Origin of the sequence: Ascidiaceihabitans donghaensis, from assembly GCF_900302465.1 — a bacterium.
GTDB classification, from domain to species: domain Bacteria; phylum Pseudomonadota; class Alphaproteobacteria; order Rhodobacterales; family Rhodobacteraceae; genus Ascidiaceihabitans; species Ascidiaceihabitans donghaensis.
This window is the reverse complement of the sequence record NZ_OMOR01000001.1, coordinates 2,743,906-2,760,327: the sequence shown is the minus strand read 5'-3', so window position 1 is coordinate 2,760,327 and position 16,422 is coordinate 2,743,906. Positions and strand designations below refer to the sequence as shown.

Genomic DNA, 16,422 nt, shown 5'->3' with positions numbered 1-16,422 from the left:
TATGCCGACCTTTATAGCAGGCGTTTCACGAAAAAATCCAACAGATCGTCAAAACTTTCAAAGACCGGAGTTCACAACGCCCCAAGCCTTTGCGCAAAGATCACCATCCCAGGCTCAGAACCCATTAAGATAATGAGTCCTGAGCCTAGTCGTCCGGGCGGTTCAGTTCAAAGATGTTGTCGACAACTGCATAGTCCCGATACCCAAGGCGCGACAACGGTTGGAATGTGGTCACATCGAATCGCCCGTCCACAATGGTGTCATCGCGCATATGCACACCGGTCACTTCACCAAACACCACGTAATTGGACGCGCCTTCGATCTGTACGATCTGGGTCATACGACATTCCAGTGATGCAGGCACGCCGCTGATCCGCGCACAATTGATGGTTTCACAATCAACCGGTGTGAGACCGGCCTTCGCAAATTCGTCTTGGGTTTTGTCAAACGCGGCCGAGGTCGTGTTCATGGCATCGCGCGCAGCGCTTTCCACAATGTTCACACAAAACACGCCGGTGTCCCGGATGTTGGCGACGCTGTCTTTTGTGTTGTCTTGGTCGTCTTTCACGCCTGTTGAGGCAAACATCACCTGCGGCGGGACATAAGCGACGGCGTTGAAGAAGGAATAGGGGGCCAAATTGTTGCGCCCCTGCGCGTCGCGGGTTGATATCCAGCCGATGGGGCGGGGTGTGACAATCGCGTTGAATGGGTTGTGTGGCAAGGGGTGGCCGTTTTTGGGTTCATAGAACATTGCAAGCGCCTTGAGTTTGATGGTTTGGCAAAGGGGTAACGCCATGCTAGGGCGGATGCCAGACCGTTCCCTCAACGTAACAACAATTGAACTTGCACCAATGTATGCCCTTTGTCCTGAAACGATAGATGATTGGTGGGAGGTCGAGGCGCTATATGATCTGTGTTTTGCGCCGGGCCGCGAAGCGTTGTCGTCTTACCGCTTGCGCGATGATGTGCCTGCGGTATCGGGCCTTAGCATGGTGGCACGCGACAGTGATGGCATTTTGGCGGGCGCAATCCGGTTTTGGCCGGTCCGTGTTGGCGATGTGCCAAGTTTGCTGCTGGGACCTGTCGCGGTTCACCCGACCCGCCAAGGTGAAGGATTGGGGGGGCAATTGATCGAGGCCAGCCTGAACGTGCCGGAAGCCGCGGCATGGGACCGTGTGATGCTTGTGGGCGATGCGCCCTATTACAAACGCTTCGGATTTGAACGCTTGGAAGGGGTCGTTATGCCGCCGCCGACAAACCCTGCGCGGGTGTTGGGGCGGGCGCTGCGTTCAGGGGCTTGGGATGGTGTGGTCGGTGCCGTGCGCCGCTTTGCACATTGAAAATTGGCGCAAGCCCCCCAATCTTATAGACAAAGGAGCGCCATTTATGAACGATTTGATCTTGCTGCCAACGTCTGACGAAGCGGTTGATGTCGAGGCGGCATTGGACGCTTTGGCGACACGTTACAAAGGGGCAGGCGGCGTCGGGATTGATCTGTTGAACATGTTGGGCGCACAGGCGGGGGGGCTTTTGTCAAAGCTGCCAGCCAAAGTGCGCGATGGATTGCAGGACGCCACTGTTACGGCACTGGGGCAGGCCATGAAGGTGGCCCACACGTCAAGGGGGGTGGTTGCAGATCAGCCGGGCTGGCTGAATTCGGCCGTAAGTACCGCAATGGGGGCCGCGGGTGGGTTTGGCGGTCTTCCCACAGCGCTTGCGGAACTGCCTGTCACCACAACCTTGCTGTTGCGCGTTATTGAAGGCGTAGCGGCGGAACACGGCTTTGATCCGGCCGCTGATAGCGTGCGCTTTGACTGTGTGCAGGTCTTTGCGGCCGCGGGACCGTTAGAACATGACGATAGCGCGGATTTGGCGTTTTTGTCTGCCCGTGCGGCCCTGTCCGGAGCAGCCGTTCAGGCCGTGATCTCGCGCGTGGCCCCACGATTGGCTGTCGTGTTGGGCCAGAAACTGGCCGCGCAGGCGGTTCCGGTTTTGGGGGCTGTTGCAGGGGCCGCGACCAACTACGCCTATACCAGTTACTACACCGACATTGCCCATGTGCACTTTGGGTTGCGCAAGCTGGCCATAGAAGCGGACTGCACGCACGAGGAACTTGTCGAGAAACTGCGCGCCAGAATGCAATCGCTGCCTGTGAAACGGGCCTAACGTCAAATGCGGTGTCGGCGTGATTTAGCGCCCGATCGAACTTGGGGCCACAGAAGTTGCGTTGATCAAAGCGTAACAGGACGTGCCGGGTTTGATGTTCAGATCTTTGATCGCAGGGGCAGGGATACGAGCCAACAACCTGTCGGTTCCCGCCAACAGGCCAACAGCGGCCCCCGGTCCGATCCCCGTTTTGATGGTGGTCACTGTCACCGGCAGAACGTTGGCTGTTGAAAGACCTTCCGGCTTGCGGGGCGATAAAATGACGTCTTGCGCCAGTATCCGCAACCTGACGGTGCTGCCGATAGCGGCCTGTACACCGGGCAGCGTCAGCGTGCCCGCGCTTGTGCGCAATGTGCTTAAGCCCTCTGGCCCATGATTGACGACTGTTGCACACACAATTGCGCCCGCTTGGCGCACGCCCAACAGGGGAACGGCGTTCGGGTCTGACAGCACATCGAAAATGGGCCCCTGTGCGGCCACTTTGCCCTGCGACAACACTACAATGTTGTCGGCAAGACGGGCCACCTCATCCAATGCGTGGCTAACGTATAGAATGGGCAGGGCAGGCGCTGTAGATTTCAGCCGCTCAAGATATGGCAGGATCGCATCTTTGCGCGCGGCGTCCAAAGCAGCAAGAGGTTCGTCCATGAGTAAGGCGCGAGGACGGCTCAGCAAAGCCCGTCCCAAAGCAACGCGCTGCTTTTCGCCGCCTGATAGATCATGCGGTGCACGAGACAGCAAAGGTCCAAGACCCAGCAATTCGATCACGTCATTGCGCTGTGCCCCTTGTGGCCTTTGCGCAGCAAAGCGCACGGCATAATCTAGGTTCTTCGCAACGCTCATATGGGGAAAAAGCCGTGCGTCTTGAAAGACATACCCCATTTGACGTTTGTGAGGGGGGACGTTTGTGCGGACATCAAACAGCGTATCATCACCAAATGTGATCCGTCCGCTGTCCGGTGCAATGACCCCCGCAACCGCATTGATAAGCGTTGTTTTTCCCGCGCCAGAACGGCCGAAAACTGCGGTCACACCCGGACCTGCCTCAAAGCAGGTGTCCAAGGTGAAACCGCCAAGGCTGTGTGTGATGTCTATGCGCAGGGTCATGTGTGCCTCATGCCTGTGTTTGCCCCTGTATGCGCCGGGCCACTTTGTGCGCCAGCCATTCGGAAAGAGCCACAGCAGCAAATGCAATCAGACAGGCCCATATAACTAGGGCGATGGCGCGGTCTTCGCCGCCCGGAACTTGCAAAAACGCGTAGATCGCTGAGGGCAGTGTCTGCGTTTGCCCCGGAATATTGGCCACAAATGTAATCGTGGCGCCGAATTCGCCCAAAGCCTTGGCAAACCCCATGACGGCCCCCGCCAGAACGCCGGGCAAGATTAGGGGCAAGGTCACGGTTGAAAAGACGGCCAAAGGGGGGGCGCCCAAAGTGCGCGCGGCGACCTCAAGTTTCGGGTCTACCGCTTCAATGGCAAGGCGCATGGCACGCACCATCAAGGGAAACCCCATAATCACCGCAGCCAACACGGCGCCGGTCCATTTGAATGCAAGCGTGATACCGAACACGCTGTCCAGCAGATGCCCGACGGGACCATTTCGACCAAACACAACCAGCAGGATGTAACCCGTCACCACAGGGGGCAGCACTAGGGGCAGATGCACGATCGCATTCAGCAGCGCTTTGCCTTTGAAGGTGCCCCGCGCCAAAAGCCACGCCACCCAGAGGGCCAGCGGCAAGGCACACAATGTGGCAGTACTTGCCACCAACAGCGACAGCCCCAAAGCGTCCCAACTGGCGGCGTCCAAAGTCATCATGGGCTTTTGAACCCGTGCTGTTCAAAGACAAGTTGTGCGGGTTCGCTTTTTAAAAGGGTTAAGAATTCAGCGCCGGCGGGGGTCAGTGCTGCGCCGGGATAGGTGATGGGGGGATGATCCTGCGGGGGGATGTCATACACCACGCTCACGTTTATGTCGGCTTGGGCATCGGTGGCGTAAACGATGCCAAGGGGGGCTTCGCCGCGTGCGACAAAAGCCAAAGCACCGCGCACATTGTCAGTTTCCGCCAGTTGGTTTTTCGTTTTGTCCCAAAGCTCTACCCGTTGAAGCCAAGCCTTTGCGTAAAGCCCCGCAGGCACAGCATCGCGTTGCCCCATTGCCAGTCGATCAGTGCCCAGACGGTCGAGCATATCGTTTGGGGCTTGCAGTGCTGCACTCTTCGCGGGGCCGATGACCACCAGTGTATTCCGTGCAACAATGTGCCTGTGCGACGGGTCAACAACACCTTCGGTTTCAAGCCAATCCATCCACTGATCATGGGCCAGAACAATCACATCGGCTGGCGCCCCTTGCGCCACCTGCCGCGCGATTGTGCCTGATCCGGTGGCTGAAACTGTCACCTTGGTGTCGCTTAACTGTGCCACGTCTTGCAGAACATCCCGCAAAGAGGCGGCTGCAAACACAAGTGTCTCGGCCTGTGCAAAGGATGCAGCATTGGCAAGCACAAGCCAGATTGCGCATACACCGCCCGCCCTTGATCCTGCGGGCAAGCCTTTGGTTTTAAAGGGCCATGTCATGGCGCAGACTATTCATGAGCCCTACGAAAGCTGCAAGGCCTTCTGTGTCACGTGTCGCCTCAACTGTCTGGAAAATAACATTATTTTAACCATGCACTGGCAAGCCATTGGCATTTACCCTATTTTGCGGCACGAAACCTCACGCCGTGCGCCCTTGATGATGGGCGTAAATCACCTTTAGATCTGTAAAGAATGCTTGCTTGCGATGTCTGCACCCATGATCAAACAGCTGCCAATATCGGTGGACAAAAGCACCAAAGGCGAAATGCGGACGCAATTTGCAGCTTTGTGTTACCGGATTGTGAACGGCAAAGTGCAAATCATGGTGATCACATCGCGGCGGTCCAAGCGTTGGATTATACCAAAAGGCTGGCCCATGGACGGAAAAACGCCGGCGCAAGCGGCGGCGCAAGAAGCTTGGGAAGAAGCTGGTGTCGAAGGAAAGGTCGGGCAGACCCCTTTGGGCCTGTATTCCTACAAGAAGATGAAAGACGACTTGGGCGATTTGCCGTGCCTTGCAGTGGTCTATCCGCTGCGCGTCAAAAAGCACACGAAAACCTACCCCGAAGCAGGACAGCGCAAACGCAAATGGGTCAGTCGCAAGCGCGCGGCCAAAATGGTGGCTGAACCTGAACTTGCGCGCATCATCCGCGATTTTGCGCCTGTGTTGTGATCTGCTTGGACCTGGTTTTTCAACGGTACGCTTGGTCTTTGGCTTTGGCTGGCTTATGTTTGTTGGATAAATACAGGACAACAACACCGCGATGATAAAATACACTTTGAAATGCGACAACGGCCATGCCTTCGAAAGCTGGTTCCAGTCCGCGGCCGCTTTTGACAAGCTGGCGGGGGCGGGGCATATCGGGTGTGTGCAATGTGGCAGCAGCGCAGTTTCAAAAGCCATAATGGCGCCGCGTGTGCGTCCGGCCCGCTCTGCCGCAAGCGCAGATACGCAGGGCCAACCCAAGGAGTCCGGCACAAGCGTTGCATTGAATGCGCCGCAGTCCGAGGCGGAAGCCGTGCTGGCCAAGATGCGCCAACATGTCGAGGAAAACTCTGACTATGTGGGTGCAAATTTCACAAAAGAAGCCCGCGATATGCATCTTGGTGATGCGCCAGAGCGGTCCATTTACGGATCTGCCAACGCCGAAGAAGCCAAAGCCTTGATCGAGGACGGTGTGCCGGTTGTGCCATTGCCGTTTATGCCCAAAGCAAAAGCGAACTGAGCGTTCAAACAAAAAATCTGACAGGATTGGAAGACCACATGCATGTTGTGATAACCGGGGCATCCCGTGGAATTGGTGCAGGACTGGCGGCGCTCTATGCGGACGCGGGACATAAAGTGACGGGAACAGGCCGGTCTGTTGCGTCTGATGTGCAACTGGATGTGACCCGCCCTTCGGATCACGTCGCTATGGCAGATGCTTTGGCTGGTGAACCGATTGATTTATTGGTGTGCAATGCGGGTGTTTATCTGGACAAAACAGAGACACTGGACGGCGGGTACAGTGCAGATATGTGGGCCGCAAGTTTTGCGGCCAATGTCACCGGTGTCTTTTTAAGTGTGCAGCATATGTTACCGATGCTGCGTTTGGCTGATGCCCCCAAGATCGCAATCATTTCGTCGCAGATGGCATCCCACACACGTGCCCCAGGTGGGTCCTATATCTACCGCGCGTCTAAAGCTGCGGTGTTGAATTTGGGGCGTAATTTATCAACTGATTTGGCGTCTGAAGGTATCGCCGTCGGCATTTATCACCCCGGTTGGGTGCAAACTGACATGGGTGGGGCAGAAGGCGACATCACGGTTGATGCGTCTGTGCAGGGCCTTGCCTTGCGTTTTGATGCGCTGGGCATGGCCACAACAGGGTGCTTTGAGACCTGGGACGGCCGCGCCCATGCCTATTAGGGCCGAAATCCATTAAGCTGGCAACCGCGTCGTGAACCCATTGTGCAGGCCTGCGCCTGCGCGTGATGTTTTGCAAATCCCTGCGGCATTTGCGCTTTTGGGCGTTGTCTGCCCATGTTTGCGCGTGTTTTTGGTCAAGATAGCTCTGGTCTGCCTTGCGATTGCGCCAATCTGTGCGTAAAGCCCTTTGCGGTAAGCGACGCGGGGGATCTATGCCTGTTCTTGTGATGAAATTTGGTGGCACATCCGTCGCCACGTTGGACCGAATTCGCCGCGCGGCTAAGCGCGTGGGCGTTGAAGTGTCCAAAGGGTACGACGTTATTGTCATCGTATCGGCCATGTCCGGCAAAACCAATGAACTGGTTGGCTGGGTCAATGAAACCTCACCGATGTATGATGCACGCGAATATGATGCGGTTGTATCATCGGGTGAAAATGTCACTGCAGGTTTGATGGCGCTGACATTGCAAGAGATGCAAGTACCGGCGCGGTCCTGGCAGGGCTGGCAAGTGCCAGTGCAAACCACCTCTGCGCATGCGTCCGCCCGCATTGAAGCGATCCCTTCCGACAATATCATGGCCAGCTTTGGTGCCGGTATGAAGGTTGCCGTGGTCGCAGGCTTTCAGGGTGTCTCACCCGAGGGCCGCATCACCACATTGGGGCGGGGCGGATCGGATACCACAGCTGTGGCCTTTGCCGCGGCCTTTGAGGCCGAACGGTGTGACATTTATACTGACGTCGATGGTGTTTACACCACAGACCCCCGCGTCGAAAGCAAAGCCCGCAAACTGGACCGCATCGCTTTTGAAGAGATGTTGGAACTTGCGTCTTTGGGTGCAAAGGTTTTGCAAACCCGTTCTGTTGAACTGGCGATGCGATATAAGGTGAAACTGCGTGTACTCAGCAGTTTTGAAGAACAATCGGACGAAGCTGGAACGCTGGTCTGCGATGAGGAGGAAATCATGGAAAGCAATGTTGTGGCAGGGGTCGCGTTTAGCCGCGATGAGGCAAAAATGACCTTGGTGTCGGTGGCAGATCGTCCCGGTATCGCCGCTTTGATTTTCACGGCATTGTCAGATGCAGGCGTCAACGTCGATATGATCGTGCAGAACATTTCCGAAGAAGGTCGCACCGACATGACCTTCAGCTGCCCCACCGATCAGGTAGCGCGCGCCGAGGCTGCGATGGACGAGGCCAAAGGTGCTGGCACCATCAACTTCGCTGAACTTATTGCGGACGTTGATGTCGCCAAAGTCTCTGTGGTTGGCATTGGCATGCGGTCCCATACCGGTGTGGCCGCGAAGATGTTCCAGGTGCTTAGCGCCGAAGGCATCAACATCAAGGTGATCACCACATCCGAAATCAAGATCAGCGTTTTGATAGATCGCAAATATATGGAGTTGGCGGTTCAAGCTTTGCATGATGCCTTTGAATTGGACAAAGCCGCATAACCCTAAGTTTGTCTTTAACGCGTTTTGTTTCCGTTGCATTCGTGATCTAATCACGAGGGTATATCAGGGGGAGCCGCGCCAGTATGGCCGAGCGTTTTGAAACCGAAAGCCGCAAGCTGCTTGGCCGCTTGCGCGATGTGATGGCCGGGGATGACCCGGGCCAAGCCCGTTTGGACAAAATCACCCATCTGATTGCTGACAGTATTCGCACTGAAGTGTGTTCCATCTATCTGTTTCGCGACGAAGACACCCTTGAACTTTGCGCCACCGAAGGCCTGAACGCAGAGGCTGTGCACCAAACCCGCATGAAGATGGGCGAAGGCCTTGTCGGCCGTGTGGCAAAGCGCCGTCATGTGATCAACACCGCTGATGCTCCCAATGCCAAAGGCTTCCGTTTTATGCCGGAAACCGGAGAAGAGGTGTTTTCATCGTTTCTGGGGGTGCCGATCCAGCGTCTTGGCGAATCCATGGGTGTTTTGGTGGTGCAGTCCAAAGAGGCCCGCGAGTTTTCGACCGATGCGGTTTACGCATTGGAAGTTGTCGCAATGGTTCTGGCAGAGATGACGGAACTTGGCGCGTTTGTTGGCGAAGGTGCTGCGATGTCGGCGCGCCATTCCCAACCCTCGATGTTGCGCGGCACCGTGGCGCAGGAAGGCGTGGCGGAAGGGCACATCTGGCTTCATGAGCCGCGGGTTGTTGTATCAAATCCCATCGCCGACGATCCCCACCGAGAACTTGAGCGGCTGGAAGAAGCCGTGGAAGAAGTTCGCGTCGGCGTCGACAAAATGCTGCAGATGTCGCGCGATGCGGAACAACGCCAAGTCCTTGAAGCGTATCGGATGTTTGCCAATTCCAAGGGCTGGATGCGGCGCATGCAAGAGGCCATCAGCAACGGTCTGAGCGCCGAGGCGGCGGTGGAAAAAGAACAATCTATTGCGCGTGCGCGGATGGAAAGCGTGGCGGACAATTACCTGCGCGAACGTCTGAGCGATCTTGATGACCTGTCCAACAGGATGCTGCGCATTCTGACCGGGCAGGGGGCCGATACAGGCGCAGAAATGCCACCTGACCCGATCCTTGTGGCACGCAATATTGGTCCGGCTGAATTGTTGGAATACGGGCGTAACCTGAAGGGAATTATCCTTGAAGGTGGCTCTGTGGGATCGCATGCGGCCATCGTCGCCCGTGCGTTGGCCATTCCCTTAATCGTGCAGACGGCGCGCGTCACCAACGAGGCGCTGAATGGCGACCATGTGATGGTGGACGGCGAACAGGGCATCGTACATTTGCGCCCGGACGATACTGTTGTGACGGCGTTCCGTGACAAAATGGCGATGCAGACCGAAGCGTTGAAACGCTACGCATCTATTCAGGACAAGCCTGCGCTGACTGAATGTGGTCAGATCGTTGAATTGCATATGAACGCTGGCCTGATGGCGGATTTGCCGTCTTTGGAAAGCTCCGGCGCAGAAGGCGTAGGTCTGTTTCGCACCGAATTGCAGTTTTTGGTGCGCAACCAGATGCCGCGACGGTCCGAGTTAAGTGCGCTTTACACGCGTGTTCTGGATGCGGCCCAAGGAAAACGCGTGGTGTTTCGCACGCTGGATATCGGGTCAGACAAAGTATTGCCTTATATGAAGCCCACGGACGAACCCAACCCGGCTTTGGGGTGGCGCGCTATCCGTGTGGGCCTTGATAAACCCGGTGTGATGCAAATGCAGCTGCAGGCGTTGATCCGCGCGGCGCAAGGGCGTCCTTTGACGTTGATGTTTCCCTTTGTGGCGCAATATGAAGAATATCGCCAAGCTCGGGCAGCCTTGGATAAGGCCATCGCCCGTGAGACGCGCCTGGGCCATGTCATTCCTGACGATATCGAAGTGGGGGCCATGCTTGAGACCCCGTCTTTGGGGTTCGCACCAAGGCAGTTCTTTGAAGATGTCGGGTTTTTGTCCATTGGGGGCAACGACTTAAAGCAGTTTTTCTTTGCTGCTGACCGCGAAAACGAACGGGTGCGCAAGCGGTATGATTCCCTGAACGTTAGCTTCCTGAGCTTTCTGGAACAGATCGTGGAACGCTGCGCAGACACCGGCACACCTTTGTCTTTTTGTGGCGAAGATGCGGGGCGCCCTGTCGAAGCTTTATGTCTGGCCGCCATTGGTTTGCGCAGCTTGTCCATGCGCCCTGCATCTATTGGTCCGGTGAAAAGCCTTTTGCGGCGGTCAAATCTGGAAGAGGTGCGTAAGGTGATCATGGATGCGCGCCACCGCGGTGAGATGTCGGTGCGCCCTGCCATTATGAAATGGTTGGCGGAACAAGGGTAGGCCGCGCGGTCGCAGACATAAGTGAGGCACTGGAATGCACCGATTAAATGCAAGCTGGACGGCGCTGAACCGGGTTTTTCGTATTATGGACGAACGCAATCTGGGACTGATTGCGGCCGGTGTGGCTTTTTATGGGATTTTGGCTGTGTTTCCGGGGCTGGCTACGGTCATTGCCCTTTGGGGGGTGATTGGAGATCCCGGAGCGGTGGCGCTGGAGATGGCTGAATTTCAAGCCATGCTGCCCGCAGATGTCTATGCACTGCTGGATCAGCAGTTGAATGCCTTGGCGCAGGCGGACGGGCTGACATTGGGGTGGGCGTCTGGCGTGTCGTTGGCGCTGGCCGTTTGGTCTGCACGCGCCGGTGTAGCCGCTTTGATGCGAGGCCTGAATGCGATCTACAATGTGCCTAATCGTGATGGGCTTGCCCATTACACGCGCGCATTGACGCTGACGGTAGCCCTTGTCGTTGTGGCCGTGATCGCCATCGCATGTGTGGTTTTTGCGCCCATTGCCTTACAGTTTGTTCCATTAGGACCTTTGACGGCATGGGGTATTGAAGCGGCGCGCTGGATCATTGCATTGGGCGTTCTGTTGGCGGGATTTTCGCTGATTTACCGGTTTGGGCCGAACCGTGTGCACAAAATCAATCGCTGGGTCACCCCCGGGGCTGTTGTGTCTACCTTTTGTTGGGCTGCGGCCTCTGCCGGGTTTTCGTACTATTTGTCCAACTTCGGAGCCTACAACGAGGTTTACGGGTCTATCGGTGCGGTGATTGCGATGTTGATGTGGTTATACATCAGTGCGTGGCTGGTTTTGTTAGGGGGGGGGCTGAACGCGGAACTGGAATACCGGTCACGTCTAGCCCAGAACCGTCAACCACAACCAGATGCTTAGAACGGACGCCAGCGTGGCGATCAACACGCTGGACGCCACGACACGTTTCGCGCGCCCGTACATATTGGCAAAGATATAGGCATTGACCCCCGGTGCCATTGCCGCGGTCAGTACGCCCGATTTAAAGAGATCTTGCGGCACGTCCAAAGCAGTCCCGAAGCCAAACACCAATGCGGGATGAATGCACAGCGCAATGACGCAGACCATGGCAATCGCCAGTTTGTCGCCTTCGGGTTTGTATTGAAGCAACGCGCCCCCCAGTGAAAACAACGCCGTTGGCAAAGCCGCACGCACCACCAAACTCAGCGCATCATCAGCGACGGAAGGGATGCTGAAATCCAGCAAGTTCACCACGAACCCGGCACCAATCGCGATCACCAACGCGTTGTGGAACATGGCCCGCCCCACGGCGCGGGCTGTGCGCATGATCCCCGCACCTCGATTGCGTGTGATCTCCATCGCGGTGATTCCAAGCCCATAGCAAAAAGGCGCATGCATGGCGATGATAGCATAGTTTCCGGTCAGCGCCTCGGTGCCATAGGCACGTTCTGTGATCGGAAGCCCCAGCAGGACCGAATTTGAAAAGAGGCAACAAAATCCGATCGTCACGCAATCTTCCCAGTCGCGCTTAAACAAGACCCGTGCCCCCGCCATTCCAAGGGCAAAACAAATGGCGGCGCCGCTGTAAAAGCTGATCAGCAACCCCGGCTGAAACGAGCTTTGCAAATCGATTTTTGCGATGGCCTGAAACAACAGGCAAGGAATAGCAAAGCCTTGGGTGAATTTCATCAACCCATCGACGCCCGATGCGGGAAAGATGTTTTTCCACACTGCGACATAGCCCATGGCGATCACCAGAAAGACGGGCAGAATGACGTCGAGAAGCACTTGCATGACAGCGGCCGTTTCGTTTGGGCGGGCGTGGGATGCCTCCGGCGGAGGTTTATTTGGCGAGATGAACTACGGGATGTCGAATGTCAGGGTCATGCCGTCATATGCGGGGTCGATGTGTTCAGGCGTTTCGGCGGCGACCGTCGCATAATCAAGATCGTTGTGCATGTTGGTCAGCACTGCGTGTTTCGGTTGGGCTTTGGCGATCCAGTCCAGTGTTTGCGCCAGATGTGAATGGCTTGGATGCGGCGCGCGGCGCAAAGCGTCCACAATCCAGCAGTCCAGATTTTCCACATGGTGCCATTGATCGAGCGGGATTGTTTCGACGTCTGGCAAATAGGCAATGCCGCCGATGCGGAACCCGAGGCTGTCGATGGATCCGTGTTTCACTGTGAAGGGGGTGAATGTGATCTGTCCGCCCGGCCCATCGATAGTCACGTCGCCGATGAGGTCGTGCATGTCCAGAATGGGCGGATAAGGCGACCCTTCCGGTGTGATAAACGCGTAACCGAACCGTTCCAGCAGCGCCTCTTTTGTGGGGGCATCAGCCCAGACCTTGAGCCGCGCACGCATGTTGATGGCGATCATGCGCAAATCGTCTAGGCCGTGCACGTGATCGGCATGGCTGTGGGTGTATAGCACCGCATCAATACGGCTGGTGCCTGCGTTCAACAGCTGGGTGCGCATGTCAGGCGACGTGTCGATCAACACAGTTGTGGTCGCGCCGTTTGCCGTGCGTTCAACAAGGATAGAACATCGTTGACGGTGGTTTTTCTGGTTTGCGGGATCGCAATCCCCCCAATTTCCCCCAAGGCGCGGAACACCGCCCGAGGACCCGCACCCCAGTATGGTGATCTTGAGAGTTGCCATCACAAGGCCGCTTTCGTGAACAGCGCATCGAAGTTCTTTTGGGTTTGTGCCGCGAATTCCGCATAATCCATACCGAAGATTTCGGCACCGACCCGTGCCGTGTGCGCTGTATAGGCGGGTTCGTTGCGTTTGCCCCGAAACGGTGGCGGTGCAAGGTAAGGCGCGTCGGTTTCCACTAGAATGCGATCGACAGGCGCGGCTGCGAATATATCGCGCACCTCTTGGCTTTTGGGGAAAGTCGCGATGCCGGACATGGACAAATAGAACCCCAAATCAAGGGCGGCCATCGCCAGTTCTTTGGACGATGAAAAGCAATGCATCACACAGTTGTAGGGGCCTTTTGCGTATTCTTGCGCCAGAATTTGCGCCATATCGTCATCGGCGGCGCGCGCGTGGATGATGAGGGGCAGGCCGGTTTCGCGGGCCGCTTCGATGTGGACGCGCAAAGACTGTTGTTGGATGTCCGCGCTGTCGGCGGTGTAGTGATAATCCAGCCCGGTTTCGCCAATGCCCACAAACTTGGGGTGCTGTGCCAACGAAACCAGTTCATCCACGGTCACCAAGGGTTCCGAAGCCGCGCTCATCGGGTGGGTGCCTGCGGCGTAGAAGACAGGCGCGTGGGCCTCGGCAATGGCGCGCACCTGCGGTTCAAGACGCAATTTTGTGCAGATCGTCACCATGCGGGTCACGCCTGCGGCGGCGGCATCCGTTATGATTTGCTGCAATTGCCCCTCAAAGTCGGGGAAATCGAGATGGCAATGACTGTCTGTAATTTGGGGGGTGCTCATTCAGGCGTGGCCTATGCAGTGCTTTGTATCTTGAACATCGTATCTAGAACCAAAGCAGCGGGGTCAAGGTTCACGGCCCGACCGTGGCGTGCACGTGCCAACGCAGAGTGGCTGATGTCAGCCCAAGCGCGACCTTGATGCGCAGATCCGGACAGCCGCGATAAAACTTCGGCTTCACCGCGTGCTGCTTCGGTTTGGGGGGGCGCACCGGTGGCGCCTGTGCGTGCCAGTCGCGACAAAGCGATTTCCAAAAGGGTGAACAAAAGATCTAACTTTTCTTCGGCGCCTCGTTGGGCTGCTGCTTCGGCCAGACGCAGGGTGCGTGCACGATCCATTTGGGGCAAGGTGCCCAACAGTCCGATGATTTCGTTGTAAATTTCCAGCCCACCCAAAAGCGAAAGGCGCAAAGCTTCCCCGACCGAGCCACCAGACAATTCCGACAACGCGGACCCGCCGGGGCCGGGATCAACGCCAGCATTTTGCATCGCCTGTTCCATTTGTGGCCCGTTCAGGGTGTTCAGGCGCAACGTCCGGCATCTAGAGCGGATGGTAGGCAACAATCCGGACGGTTGATGCGTGATCAAAATTAGGGTTGCACGTTCCGGTGGCTCTTCCAGCATTTTCAGCAAGGCATTTGCGGCTTGGACGTTCATGTCGTCTGCCGCGTCCACAATGACAACACGGCGTCCGCCATCGGCAGACGACATTTGGAAAAATCCCGCCAGCTTGCGAATGTCATCAACACCGATTTTGTCGCGCATGCGTCCAGTTTTCTCGTTCGGAGTGCGGGTGACAGACACCAATCCAGGTTCGGCACCGGCCGCAATGCGGTGGGCCACAGGGTGATCCGGTGAGATATCCAGCGCTGTGGGCGCGGGCGGACCACCAAACATGTCGTCGTCGCCAGCTGGATCAGGGGTGGCCAACAAAAACTGTGCCATTTTCCACGCCAGAGTAGCTTTGCCAACCCCGCGAGGACCGGTCAACATCCACGCATGGTGCAACCTGCCGGATGTAAATGCGTCCAGAAACGCGGCTTCGGCCTGTTCCTGACCGATCAACAGCTGTGTTTCGCGCGGATGCGGTGCGCCGGGAACGCGGGTTGGGTCTGGTGCTTCATCTGCCATGATCGCGGGTGTAGCACCCCGCGCTGCCGGAGGAAACGGGGCACATAAAATTGGGTTGCGAGAGGTCGGTGGTTTTGCGAAGTTGACCAAAATCTGCGCACAGTGACATTCGTAGTTGTCACGCTCTTCATCCAAACGCGGGCAAGGCGTTGTATTGGGTTGTTGGGTAAACTTTAATAGCAACGGGATGCCTGATGGCTCGTATATTGGTTCTTGAAGACAATTGGGTTTTTTCCAATCTGATCTGCACCTCATTGGCGGAACACGGCCACGAAACCAAAGCCTGTGTTGACGCAAGTTCCGCATTGGCAGCCTTCAAGTCGGAACGCTTTGATCTGGTGATTGCCGATATCATTATCCGAAAAGACGGGGTGCCGGTGGCCGATGGGGGATATTCGCTGATCTCAAACATCAAAACCATCAAGGAAGCGCAGCGCCGATATATTCCGATCATCGCGATTTCAGGATCGGTGCACAATGAAGGCATGCAGTATCTTTTGGTGACGGCCAAGGGACTGGGGGCTGACGTGGCAATGGCCAAACCATTTGCGCCACACCAGCTGATCGCACAGATCGAGACCCTTCTGGCGGATGCACCAGACTAAATGTATGCGGATCTCACTTAACGTGGTAGGCTTTGGCCAACACCAACAGTGCGCGACATAGGATCAATTATGAAAATTTTGAAGAAAGCTGTGTTTGCCGCATGCTTTGCATTTGGGGCTGGCGCCGTGTCGGCATCTGAACTGCTGGTCGTTGCAGATGAATGGGCGCCATTTTCCGGGGCCAATTTGCCGGGTAAGGGCATGTCCCTTGATGTTATTACTACGGTTTTGGAACGCGCGGGCCACGATGTGCGCTCTGATGTCGTTCCGTGGGCCCGAATTATGAAAGGGGCGCGGGACGGGACCTATGATGTGGTTGGAAGCCTGTTTTACGATGAAGAAATTGCCAAATTCATGCTGTACAGTGATCCGTTTTATGAAACGCGCGTGAAGTTTATGCAGGCCAAAGGCAAGACGCATGATGTGACGTCGCTGGAGGCTTTGCTGCCTTATTCAATCGCGGTCGGGGACGGTTTTTTGTATGAACCCGAATTCGATCGCTCCGAAGACCTGAACAAGGTGGTTGTCACAACAACCCAACAAGCCGTTCAGATGGTGGCATTTGATCGGGCGGATTTAACATTGGACAGCGAAGAGGTGCTGTCATTTGCGATCCGGGGGTCTGACACAGACATCACGGACAAAGTTGATATTCCACCGCATATTTTGGCCTCTCATAATATTCATATGGCGGTGCGTCGGGATTTTCCGGGCGCTGCAAGCATCGTTGCTGATTTTAACGCGGCCCTCGCCGAAATGCGTCGCGACGGCAGTCTTGATGCGCTGTTGAGCAAGCATGTAACACTTCAAGAGTAACGACCT

The 16,422-nt window shown here is 56.4% G+C and carries 18 protein-coding genes; 10 read left to right on the top strand and 8 right to left on the bottom strand.

What is annotated here, in order from left to right; translation table 11 throughout:
• Positions 1 to 145 precede the first annotated feature (145 nt).
• On the bottom strand, positions 146 to 751 hold the full coding sequence (locus ASD8599_RS13780; protein ID WP_108830191.1) for a flavin reductase family protein: 606 nt from the start codon (positions 749 to 751) through the stop codon (positions 146 to 148).
• 100 nt (positions 752 to 851) lie between these two features.
• Between ASD8599_RS13780 and ASD8599_RS13775 the strand changes: the two genes are divergently transcribed.
• Complete coding sequence (locus ASD8599_RS13775) at positions 852 to 1,340, top strand: GNAT family N-acetyltransferase (RefSeq protein ID WP_108830190.1); 489 nt, start codon at positions 852 to 854, stop codon at positions 1,338 to 1,340.
• Between the two features lie 46 nt (positions 1,341 to 1,386).
• Complete coding sequence (locus ASD8599_RS13770) at positions 1,387 to 2,166, top strand: EcsC family protein (RefSeq protein WP_108829066.1); 780 nt, start codon at positions 1,387 to 1,389, stop codon at positions 2,164 to 2,166.
• Between the two features lie 24 nt (positions 2,167 to 2,190).
• On the opposite strand, the gene modC is transcribed toward ASD8599_RS13770, so the two are convergent.
• From modC to modA, 3 genes are read right to left on the bottom strand one after another with little or no spacing between them, the layout of a single operon-like run.
• A complete protein-coding gene (gene modC / locus ASD8599_RS13765) occupies positions 2,191 to 3,273 on the bottom strand; it encodes a molybdenum ABC transporter ATP-binding protein (protein ID WP_108829065.1) in 1,083 nt (360 codons plus the stop codon).
• A gap of 7 nt (positions 3,274 to 3,280) precedes the next feature.
• Positions 3,281 to 3,982: a molybdate ABC transporter permease subunit gene (gene modB, locus ASD8599_RS13760; protein WP_108829064.1), complete on the bottom strand. Its 702-nt coding sequence runs from the start codon at positions 3,980 to 3,982 to the stop codon at positions 3,281 to 3,283.
• Entirely contained in the window at positions 3,982 to 4,743 is a 762-nt protein-coding gene (gene modA / locus ASD8599_RS13755; protein WP_108829063.1) for a molybdate ABC transporter substrate-binding protein, read from the bottom strand. Before modA ends, modB begins: the two co-directional genes overlap by 1 nt.
• Before the next feature lie 205 nt (positions 4,744 to 4,948).
• Between modA and ASD8599_RS13745 the strand changes: the two genes are divergently transcribed.
• From ASD8599_RS13745 to ASD8599_RS13720, 6 genes are all read left to right on the top strand, one after another.
• Entirely contained in the window at positions 4,949 to 5,416 is a 468-nt protein-coding gene (locus ASD8599_RS13745) for an NUDIX hydrolase (RefSeq protein WP_245926043.1), read from the top strand.
• Between the two features lie 91 nt (positions 5,417 to 5,507).
• A complete protein-coding gene (locus ASD8599_RS13740) occupies positions 5,508 to 5,969 on the top strand; it encodes a DUF1178 family protein (RefSeq protein ID WP_108829061.1) in 462 nt (153 codons plus the stop codon).
• Positions 5,970 to 6,007: 38 nt separating this feature from the next.
• A complete protein-coding gene (locus ASD8599_RS13735; RefSeq protein ID WP_108829060.1) occupies positions 6,008 to 6,652 on the top strand; it encodes an SDR family NAD(P)-dependent oxidoreductase in 645 nt (214 codons plus the stop codon).
• A gap of 212 nt (positions 6,653 to 6,864) precedes the next feature.
• Positions 6,865 to 8,103, top strand: a complete 1,239-nt coding sequence (locus ASD8599_RS13730) for an aspartate kinase (RefSeq protein ID WP_108829059.1) — start codon at positions 6,865 to 6,867, stop codon at positions 8,101 to 8,103.
• Positions 8,104 to 8,186: 83 nt separating this feature from the next.
• On the top strand, positions 8,187 to 10,424 hold the full coding sequence (gene ptsP, locus ASD8599_RS13725) for a phosphoenolpyruvate--protein phosphotransferase (protein WP_108829058.1): 2,238 nt from the start codon (positions 8,187 to 8,189) through the stop codon (positions 10,422 to 10,424).
• 34 nt (positions 10,425 to 10,458) lie between these two features.
• Positions 10,459 to 11,319: a YihY/virulence factor BrkB family protein gene (locus ASD8599_RS13720; RefSeq protein ID WP_108829057.1), complete on the top strand. Its 861-nt coding sequence runs from the start codon at positions 10,459 to 10,461 to the stop codon at positions 11,317 to 11,319.
• Here ASD8599_RS13720 and ASD8599_RS13715 read toward each other — a convergent pair.
• From ASD8599_RS13715 to ASD8599_RS13700, 4 genes are all read right to left on the bottom strand, one after another.
• Entirely contained in the window at positions 11,284 to 12,213 is a 930-nt protein-coding gene (locus ASD8599_RS13715) for an AEC family transporter (RefSeq protein ID WP_108829056.1), read from the bottom strand. The two genes, ASD8599_RS13720 and ASD8599_RS13715, sit on opposite strands and share 36 nt — an antisense overlap.
• 66 nt (positions 12,214 to 12,279) lie before the next feature.
• Positions 12,280 to 13,080, bottom strand: a complete 801-nt coding sequence (locus ASD8599_RS13710; protein WP_108829055.1) for an MBL fold metallo-hydrolase — start codon at positions 13,078 to 13,080, stop codon at positions 12,280 to 12,282.
• Complete coding sequence (locus ASD8599_RS13705; protein ID WP_108829054.1) at positions 13,080 to 13,868, bottom strand: TatD family hydrolase; 789 nt, start codon at positions 13,866 to 13,868, stop codon at positions 13,080 to 13,082. Before ASD8599_RS13705 ends, ASD8599_RS13710 begins: the two co-directional genes overlap by 1 nt.
• An 11-nt stretch (positions 13,869 to 13,879) precedes the next feature.
• Entirely contained in the window at positions 13,880 to 14,995 is a 1,116-nt protein-coding gene (locus ASD8599_RS13700; RefSeq protein ID WP_108829053.1) for a DNA polymerase III subunit delta', read from the bottom strand.
• Between the two features lie 194 nt (positions 14,996 to 15,189).
• On the opposite strand from ASD8599_RS13700, the gene ASD8599_RS13695 reads away from it, so the two are divergent.
• Together ASD8599_RS13695 and ASD8599_RS13690 are read left to right on the top strand one after the other, a co-directional pair.
• Positions 15,190 to 15,600: a response regulator transcription factor gene (locus ASD8599_RS13695; RefSeq protein ID WP_108829052.1), complete on the top strand. Its 411-nt coding sequence runs from the start codon at positions 15,190 to 15,192 to the stop codon at positions 15,598 to 15,600.
• A gap of 69 nt (positions 15,601 to 15,669) precedes the next feature.
• The gene (locus ASD8599_RS13690; protein ID WP_108829051.1) at positions 15,670 to 16,416 is read left to right on the top strand and encodes a substrate-binding periplasmic protein; all 747 of its coding nucleotides are present in this window, start codon (positions 15,670 to 15,672) and stop codon (positions 16,414 to 16,416) included.
• The last annotated feature ends 6 nt before the right edge of the window (positions 16,417 to 16,422 follow it).